This is a genomic window from Bradyrhizobium sp. (assembly GCF_035701725.1).
In the GTDB taxonomy this organism is placed as follows: domain Bacteria; phylum Pseudomonadota; class Alphaproteobacteria; order Rhizobiales; family Xanthobacteraceae; genus Bradyrhizobium.
The window spans coordinates 1-7092 of record NZ_DASSRP010000229.1 but is presented as its reverse complement, the minus strand read 5'-3'; the positions used below and the strand labels follow the sequence as shown (position 1 = coordinate 7092).

Sequence of the window (7092 nt, the reverse complement as noted above, 5' to 3'; positions counted from 1 at the left end):
GCTTTCAAGGACGCGCCCGATCGGCAGCACCTCGTCGCGGGCCGCCGCGTGGTCCTCATCGACGACGTGCTGACGTCGGGCGCAACCGTGGACGCCTGCGCCCGCGCACTTTTGCGCGCAAAGGCCAAAGCCGTCGACGTGCTGGTCTTTGCCCGGGTTGTGGATAACCACCGAACTCCCATATAATCGGCCATCTCCATTTACAGAGTGGATCATGGCCGCTGCTATCGAAATCTATACCCGCCCGGGCTGCGGATATTGTACCGCCGCCAAACAGCTGCTGACGCGCAAAAATGCCGTCTTCACCGAGCTCAACATCGCCAACGATCCGAACCTTCGTCAGGCAATGTACGAGCGCGCCGGCGCGGGTGCGACATTCCCGCAGATTTTCGTCGGCCAGACTCATGTCGGCGGCTGCAACGAGCTCTACGCGCTCGATCGCGCGGGCAAACTCGACGCCTTGCTTGCCGGCGAAGAGGCCGCTTCATGAGCACTGACCGCTCCTTCACTGCCGCCATGGTCCAGATGCGCACGGGCTTGTTGCCCGAGGCGAGCCTTGAGCAGGGCCTCAAGCTGGTCCGTCAGGCGGCGGCCCAAGGCGCCGACTACGTGCTCACGCCCGAGGTCAGCAACATGATGCAGCTGAACCGCAAGGCCCTGTTCGAGCATCTCGCCGACGAGACGAACGATCTGTCGCTGCAGGCCTATCGCGCGCTTGCGGCCGAACTGAAGATCCACCTGCATGTCGGTTCGCTGGCGCTGCGCGCCTCGCCCGAGCGCGCGGTTAACCGCTCGTTCCTGATCGGACCCGATGGCAACGTGATCGCAAGTTACGACAAGATCCACATGTTCGACATCGATCTGCCGGGCGGCGAGAGCTATCGCGAATCCGCCAACTATCAGCCGGGCGAGACCGCTGTGATTGCCGACCTGCCCTGGGGACGTATCGGGCTCACGATCTGCTACGACGTTCGCTTTCCTGCGCTTTATCGCGCGCTTGCCGAAAGCGGCGCCTCGTTTCTCACGGTGCCTTCCGCTTTCACCCGGAAGACCGGCGAGGCGCATTGGCATACGCTGCTGCGCGCCCGCGCCATCGAAAACGGCTGTTTCGTCTTCGCGGCTGCCCAGGGCGGCCTGCACGAAAACAAGCGCGAGACCTTCGGGCATTCGCTAATCGTCGCGCCCTGGGGCGAGGTGCTGGCCGAAGGCGGCGTTGAGCCCGGCGTCTTCATGGCAAAGATAGATCCCACATTGGTCGAAACCGCGCGCAGAGCGGTGCCCTCGCTGCAACATGGCCGGCGTTTTTCCGTTGCAGATCCGAAATCCGGTCCCGACTATCTGCACGTGGTGTCTCGGGGATCGTCATGATCCATTACAATTTGCGCTGCAAGGCAGGCCACGCTTTCGAAAGCTGGTTCCAGAGTTCGTCGGCTTACGAGCAGCAGGAGCGGCGCAGGCTCGTGAACTGCCCTGTTTGCGGATCGAGCGATGTCGAGCGCGCGATCATGGCCCCGCAGATCGTCAGCAAGAAAGGCCGCGACATTGCGCCAGCCGCCCCCTTGCCCGTCGCCGCGCCGGCTACGCCAGCCGCCGAAGTTCTTCCGCCCACGCCATCGACGCCACTCTTGATGGCGCAGGAACGCGAGCTGCGCGCCAAGCTGAAGGAATTGCGCGACCATATCGTCAGCAATGCCGATAATGTCGGCGAACGCTTTCCGAACGAAGCGCGAAAGATGCATTACGGCGACATCGAGCATCGCCCGATCTATGGGGAAGCGTCGCCCGAGGAAGCGCGCGCCTTGATCGACGAAGGCGTCGAAGTGATGCCGATTCCGACCCTGCCGGACGACCGGAACTGACGCGCAGCGTCATTCCGGAGCGATGCATCAGCATCGAATCCGGAATCTCGAACCAGGCACAAGGGATGAACAACAATCGCCATGCTTCCCGTCTCCTTTTCATCCTGGCAAATCTGGGCGACCCTCTCGGCCGTGTTCGCGGCGCTCACCGCGATCTTCGCCAAGGTCGGCGTCGAGGGCATCAACTCTGATCTCGCAACCCTGATCCGCACCGCCATCGTGCTGATCACGCTGTCGCTCATTCTGTTTGCGACCGGGCAGCTCACGAGCCCCGGACAGGTCTCGTCAAAAAGCTGGATCTTTCTGGTGCTGTCCGCGCTCGGCACCGGCGCGTCATGGCTGTGTTATTTTCGGGCGCTGAAGCTCGGGCCCGCGACGCTGGTTGTGCCGATCGACAAGCTGAGCGTGGTGCTGGTCGCGCTGTTCGGCGTGATATTCCTCGGTGAACGGCCTTCACCCCAGGGATGGATCGGAATCGCCATGATTGCCGGCGGCGCCGTATTGATCGCGCTCAAGGGTTAGAACGCGACCAACAATCCCACTCCGATCACGATCAACGCAATGCCGAAAAGCTCCCGCGGCGACAGCGGCTGCTTGAACGAATAATACGCCACCCCCTGAGCAAACAGCACCTCGATCAGAGCGAGCGTGCGCACATTGGCGGCCGCCGTCAGCGCGAATGCCAGGAACCAGAATTGCGAGGCGAATGCGCCCATAAAGCCCGCCAGCAGCGACGGTTGCCACAGCCTGAGAATACCCTTGAGCACATCAGGTGCGCGCGCCAACAGATAGGCCGTCAGGATCAGCGTTTGCACGAAGAGGCCGAACATCAGCGTGTAGGTCGCCGCCGTCACGAACGAGACGCCCTCGATCGTGATGATGGCACCGCGATATCCGTTGGCGGAAAGCGCGAAAGCCGCCGCCGAGACCAGACCGATCACGGTCGGGTGCCAATCGGCGAAAGCCTTGTCGCCGCCCACCCGCAGTGCCGTGATGACGACGCCGACGGTTGCGATTACGATCGCGGCCACTCTCAGTGTGGTGAGATGATCGCCCAGAAAAATGAAGCCGAATATCGCGGTCTGGATCGCCTCTGTCTTCAGATAGGCCGTTGTCACCACGAACGACCTGTCATTCATCGCCACCAGCATCAGTCCTGTCGCGACGATCTGGCAGAGCGCCCCGAGCAGCAGCCAGGGCCAGAACGCCACCGTTGGCGAGGGCATGGCATCGCCGGTGAAAATCAGCACCGCTGCGAAGAACAGCACAGCGAAGGGAAAGCCGAACAGGAAGCGGATATTGGTGGCGCCCCAGGTGCCGAGCGGACCGGTTAACTGCCGCTGCATGGCGTTGCGCGCCACCTGGCCCGCCGCGGCGACCACGGTAAAGGGAATCCAGAGCGAGGCGGTGGCAAACATCGGAGAATGTAGGAGGGCGAGGAACGGAAATAGTGTGGCGGATCAGAAGTGCGCATCAATTCTGCCGCGCGCTGGTCATGCGCACTTCTGAGCCAACGCCACACTAGACCGATAATATCCTAGTGTCCCTTCGATTCCGAAGTTCGTAAACGAGGAGCCGCAACATGATACGAACTTCGGAATCGGGACACTAGCCGAAGATCAGATCATGCCTTCGGCGATGACCATGTAGTTCACGTCCATGTCGGACGACAAACCCCAGCGGTCGGCGAAGGGGCTGTACACTACGCCGGTCTGCTCGGCGATCGTTAGCCGGTTATCGAGGAGGTGACGTGCAAGTTCGTCGGGGGTGACGAATTTTTCCCACTGATGGGTGCCGCGGGGCAGCCAGCGCAGGACATATTCGGCCCCGACGATGGCCAGCGCGAAGCTCTTCCAGTTGCGATTGAGCGTCGAAACCACCATCATTCCGCCGGGCTTGAGCATCGCGGCACATCGGCCGATGAACACGCCGACATCGCTGACGTGTTCGACCACTTCCATCGCCAGCACAATGTCGAAGCGCTCGCGCACGTCCATTTCCTCGACCGTCGTGCAGCGATAATCGATCGACAAATGACCGCGATCGGCATGCAGCTTTGCGGCTGCAATATTGCTGGCGGATGGATCGATGCCGATGACCTGAGCGCCGAGCCGCGTCAACGGCTCGCAGAGCAGGCCCGCGCCGCATCCGATATCGAGGACGCGCAGGCCGGAAAGGCAGTTGAGGCTTTTGACGTTGCGGTCGAACTTGCGGCAGGCGGCGTCGCGAATATAGGTCAGACGCAGCGGATTGATCTTGTGCAGTGGGGCCATCTTGCCCCTGGGGTCCCACCACTGCTCGGACAATTTGGAGAATTTGGCGATCTCGGCCGGATCGACCGTCGAAGCGGCCGCCGACGCATTCGGTGGATTGGACTGCATGGCCATGGCGCGCGCTCCCAGCTAATGCGCGGTGATGGCGCTGCGAAACGCCAAGGGCGAGGCAATCGTCTTGATGACCTGCGGCGGCACTTCTCCCATTCCCACGATGGAGACATCGCCATAGTTGAGCAGACGACCGGAAATACTCTGATCAACCTCAACGCTCGCGATCTTGTCGAGCGCGATCTCGAAGGTGTGGCGGTTGATAAAGCCGGTCTTGTGCACCACCCGGCGGTCGGTGACGTCGGTTTCGGTGGTGAGCCGGTGGAACCAGCCCCTCACCGTGTAAAAGACGGCTACCGCGGCGATGACCGCAGCGCCCGCAAGCGAGGCCAGCACCGCCGCGGGAATGGTGGCGGCGACCGTCACGGAAATGATCAGGAGCACCAACGTCACCAGCCAGGCCACAATGGCCGGCAGGTAGAAAATCCAGTGTGCATTCGTCGAATAAAGGACCTTTTCGCCCGGCTGCAGGATCTCGTCGATGTAACGCGCCATTCAAACAGCCTCAATTGTCCCAATAACTTAACGTCGGTTCGTCCCTGGCAAGGAGCGGACTTGCTCCCGGCCGCGGCGCTATGTATACGCGCGTTTCGGCCCATGCGCTCACTTAACGTTTGCGCCGGTTACATTAATAACCAGCAGGGGACTAGACCAGCCATATGGGTCGCCTCGTGATGAAATTCGGCGGCACCTCTGTCGCCAACATCGAACGCATCCGCAACGTCGCGCGCCATGTGAAGCGCGAGGTTGACGCCGGCCACGATGTCGCCGTCGTCGTCTCGGCGATGGCCGGCAAGACCAACGAGCTGGTGGACTGGTGCCGCGAGGCCTCGCCCGTGCACGACGCGCGCGAATATGACGCGGTGGTGGCCTCCGGCGAACAGGTGACCGCGGGCCTTTTGGCGATTGCGCTGCAGGCGATCGGCGTCCAGGCGCGGTCCTGGCAGGGTTGGCAGCTCCCGATCAAGACCAGCGACGCCCATGCCTCGGCGCGGATCCTCGATATCGACGGCACCGAACTGCTCAGCCGCTTCAAGGAACGCAAGGAGGTCGCCGTCATCGCCGGCTTCCAGGGAATCAACCCGCAGACCAACCGGATCACGACACTCGGGCGCGGCGGCTCCGACACCTCGGCGGTGGCGGTGGCGGCGGCCATTCGAGCCGACCGCTGCGATATCTATACCGACGTCGATGGCGTCTACACCACCGACCCGCGCGTGGTTCCGAAAGCCCGCCGGCTCGACCGCATCGCCTTCGAGGACATGCTGGAGCTGGCCTCGCTGGGCGCCAAGGTGCTTCAGGTGCGCTCGGTGGAACTCGGTATGGTGCACAACATGCCGATTTTCGTCCGTTCGAGTTTCGACAAGCCCGAAGAGATCGACCCCCACGCCAACCAGCCGCCGGGTACGCTGATCTGCAGCGAGGAACAAATCATGGAAAGCCACGTCGTCACCGGTATCGCCTTCTCCAAGGACGAGGCCCAGATTTCCATCCGCCAGATAGAGGACAAGCCCGGCGTTGCAGCCTCGATCTTCGGGCCGCTGGCCGAGGCCAACATCAATGTCGACATGATCGTTCAGAACGTCTCGGAGGACGGCAAGACCACCGACCTCACCTTCACGGTACCGGCCTCCGACTACACCCGCGCCCGCGACACCATCGCCGCGGCGAAGGCCAAGATCGGTTATGCCCGGCTCGACACCGCCACCGACGTCGCCAAGGTTTCGGTGATCGGCAGCGGCATGCGCAGCCATGCCGGCGTCGCCGCCAAGGCGTTTTCGGCACTCGCGGCGCGCAATATCAACATCCGCGCCATCACTACCTCGGAAATCAAGTTCTCGGTGCTGATCGATACCGCCTACACCGAGCTTGCCGTGCGCACGCTGCACACGCTCTACGGCCTCGATCAGGTCTAGAATCAAGTTCTCTTAGCGGCTGCAACATGGATTGGCGCAGCCGCGCCAGACGCGGTGCATGGGTTTCACTCCGTCGCACCGGTGTGGCGGACCGGAAGTCCACATCATACGCACGTCGGAATCGGGATGCTGGCAGGCCTTTTGCTTGGCAAAACAAGGCCCGATTCGGTATACGGCCTGAATGAGCCCGATTGTAAACTGTGCCACTGTTTTGGCGGTGCGATTCGGCCGATATCTCGCGGTATCTTGGGCTTGGCACCACCGAATGAATAAAATTGTTACCTTTTGAGTCCAACGCCAGCTCCCGGCCGCCCGGTGCGCTGGGCAAGCGGGAGAGGGTTTGAGCCAATGCGAAGCGCGTCGGGAGGTCCCCGCGTCCTGTTGAGACGGCTTCGCGAAACCATGGCGGAGCAGGTCAGCGCGCAGGAACGGCTGGACAAGATCGTGGTCCTGATCGCCGCCAACATGGTGGCCGAGGTGTGCTCGGTCTACGTCCTGCGCGTCGACAACACGCTCGAGCTCTACGCCACCGAAGGCCTCAATCGCGATGCCGTGCACCGGACGGTGCTGAGCGCGCATGAGGGCCTGGTCGGCCTCGTTGCCAGCGAGGCGACCCCGCTCAATCTCAACGACGCGCAAAGTCATCCGGCGTTCTCGTTCCGCCCGGAAACCGGCGAAGAGATCTATCACTCGTTCCTCGGCGTCCCGGTGCTGCGCGCCGGTAATACGCTCGGCGTGCTGGTAGTGCAGAACCGGGCGCGGCGCACCTACACCGACGAGGAAGAAGAGGCGCTGCAGACCACGGCGATGGTGCTCGCCGAGATGATCGCGGTCGGCGAGCTCGCCGGCATCGCGCGTCCAGGCACCTCGCTCGACGTCCGCCGCCCGATCCGGCTGACCGGCGCGCCGCTCAACGAAGGCGTCGGCCTCGGC

10 protein-coding genes are annotated in these 7092 nt (G+C 62.6%); 7 read left to right on the top strand and 3 right to left on the bottom strand.

Annotation, left to right across the window (positions count from 1 at the left end; genetic code table 11):
* The 5 genes from VFL62_RS13370 to VFL62_RS13350 all read left to right on the top strand — a co-directional run.
* Positions 1-186: ComF family protein (locus tag VFL62_RS13370; protein ID WP_325172855.1), on the top strand; the 186-nt coding region annotated here is incomplete at its 5' end.
* 28 nt (positions 187-214) lie between these two features.
* On the top strand, positions 215-490 hold the full coding sequence (gene grxC / locus VFL62_RS13365; protein WP_325172854.1) for a glutaredoxin 3: 276 nt from the start codon (positions 215-217) through the stop codon (positions 488-490).
* Positions 487-1368, top strand: coding sequence for a carbon-nitrogen hydrolase family protein (locus VFL62_RS13360; protein ID WP_325172853.1), 882 nt, complete (start codon positions 487-489; stop codon positions 1366-1368). Before grxC ends, VFL62_RS13360 begins: the two co-directional genes overlap by 4 nt.
* Positions 1365-1859, top strand: a complete 495-nt coding sequence (locus tag VFL62_RS13355; protein ID WP_325172852.1) for a DUF1178 family protein — start codon at positions 1365-1367, stop codon at positions 1857-1859. Before VFL62_RS13360 ends, VFL62_RS13355 begins: the two co-directional genes overlap by 4 nt.
* A gap of 81 nt (positions 1860-1940) precedes the next feature.
* Positions 1941-2381, top strand: a complete 441-nt coding sequence (locus VFL62_RS13350; protein ID WP_325172851.1) for an EamA family transporter — start codon at positions 1941-1943, stop codon at positions 2379-2381.
* Here VFL62_RS13350 and VFL62_RS13345 read toward each other — a convergent pair.
* The 3 genes from VFL62_RS13345 to VFL62_RS13335 all read right to left on the bottom strand — a co-directional run bounded on the left by VFL62_RS13345 (position 2378) and on the right by VFL62_RS13335 (position 4738).
* Positions 2378-3277, bottom strand: a complete 900-nt coding sequence (locus tag VFL62_RS13345) for a DMT family transporter (protein WP_325172850.1) — start codon at positions 3275-3277, stop codon at positions 2378-2380. The two genes, VFL62_RS13350 and VFL62_RS13345, sit on opposite strands and share 4 nt — an antisense overlap.
* A gap of 201 nt (positions 3278-3478) precedes the next feature.
* Positions 3479-4246: a bifunctional 2-polyprenyl-6-hydroxyphenol methylase/3-demethylubiquinol 3-O-methyltransferase UbiG gene (gene ubiG, locus VFL62_RS13340; protein ID WP_325172849.1), complete on the bottom strand. Its 768-nt coding sequence runs from the start codon at positions 4244-4246 to the stop codon at positions 3479-3481.
* Positions 4247-4261: 15 nt separating this feature from the next.
* Positions 4262-4738, bottom strand: coding sequence for a PH domain-containing protein (locus VFL62_RS13335; RefSeq protein WP_325172848.1), 477 nt, complete (start codon positions 4736-4738; stop codon positions 4262-4264).
* Positions 4739-4902: 164 nt separating this feature from the next.
* Here VFL62_RS13335 and VFL62_RS13330 point away from each other — a divergent pair, with 164 nt between their 5' ends.
* On the top strand, positions 4903-6159 hold the full coding sequence (locus VFL62_RS13330) for an aspartate kinase (RefSeq protein WP_325172847.1): 1257 nt from the start codon (positions 4903-4905) through the stop codon (positions 6157-6159).
* A 348-nt stretch (positions 6160-6507) separates the two neighbouring features.
* Positions 6508-7092, top strand: a 585-nt coding sequence (locus tag VFL62_RS13325) for a GAF domain-containing protein (RefSeq protein WP_325172846.1), incomplete at its 3' end; no start/stop codon positions are given.